This window comes from Micromonospora sp. D75 (assembly GCF_018070405.1).
Classification (GTDB): domain Bacteria; phylum Actinomycetota; class Actinomycetes; order Mycobacteriales; family Micromonosporaceae; genus Micromonospora; species Micromonospora chalcea.
On sequence record NZ_JAGPXV010001031.1, the window covers coordinates 1 to 1,091 of the forward strand.

The window sequence follows — 1,091 nt, forward strand, 5'->3', positions numbered from 1 at the left end:
CCGTAGGGCGGAGGACTGGCCGGTGATCCTGAAGTTGGCGGGTCGACACGCCGATATCGGGACCGTCAACTTCATGATCGACGGGGCGGGGTGAGGGCAGCGTCCATGCGCCGGCTGTTCAGGCGGCGATCATGAGGTTGACGGCGCGACACGCCGATGGCGAGGCCGCCAACTTCATGATCGACGAGGCGGGGCGAGGCGAGGCGAGGCGAGGCGAGACGGGGCGGGACGGGGCGGGGCAGGGCAGGGAGGGGGTCAGGAGATTTGGGCACCCAGGAAGAAGATGCCGGGGTGGCCCTTTGTCTCGAAGCCTCTGCTCGGGTTGCGGCGCAGCGTTGAACTGTCGATCTGCAGCGAGCCGGTGCGGTTGTTGCTGACGAAGAAGATCGCGCCGCCGCCCTCGTTCGCGCTGTTGTCCTCGATCACCGTGCCGGCGATCCGCACCGCGAACTCGTTGCCGTCGCAGTAGATCGCGCCGCCGCTGCCACCACCCGGCGTGCCGCCCCGGGCCGGGTTAGCGCCCGTGCCGACCGCCCGGTTGTCGCGGAAGACGCTGTTCAGCACCGTCCAGGAGACGCCGATGCTGCTCAGCGCCCCGCCGTTGGCGCACACTCCGCCGGTGAAGGTGCTGCTCACCACGTACACCGGATTGTTCTCGAACTGGCTGAGCACGCGCAGCGCCGCGCCGCCCAGGTCGGGGCCGGTACGGTCGCAGCGGTTGCCGACGAACCGCGAGTTGACCACCTTGAACCGCCCGCCCCGGACGAAGATCGCGCCGCCCCCGCCGCCCTCGGTCCGCTCGCCGGTGGAGTCGCCGTCGGCGAACGTCAGGTTCTGCACGGTGAGCTGCGGGTGGTCCTGATTCTGGCAGTGCGAGGTGGTGAAGCCCTGCGCCTGGTCGCAGGTGTTCATGTAGAGGACGCGGCGCTTGCCGCTGCCGCTGAGCGTGACAGTGCCGCCGCCGTCCAGCACGATGCGCGGGCCGTGCGAGTTCACCACCTTGGCGGTGGCCTTCATGGTGATGGTGACCGGCGCGGGCCCGCAGTCGAAGGTGATGACGCCGCCGGCCGCGACGGCCTTCACCACCGCCT

General features: G+C 70.0%; 1 protein-coding gene. It reads right to left on the reverse strand.

Annotation, left to right across the window (positions count from 1 at the left end; translation table 11 throughout):
- Positions 1 to 255 precede the first annotated feature (255 nt).
- On the reverse strand, positions 256 to 1,091 hold an 836-nt coding region (locus KBX39_RS31740; protein WP_210874107.1), incomplete at its 5' end, for a hypothetical protein.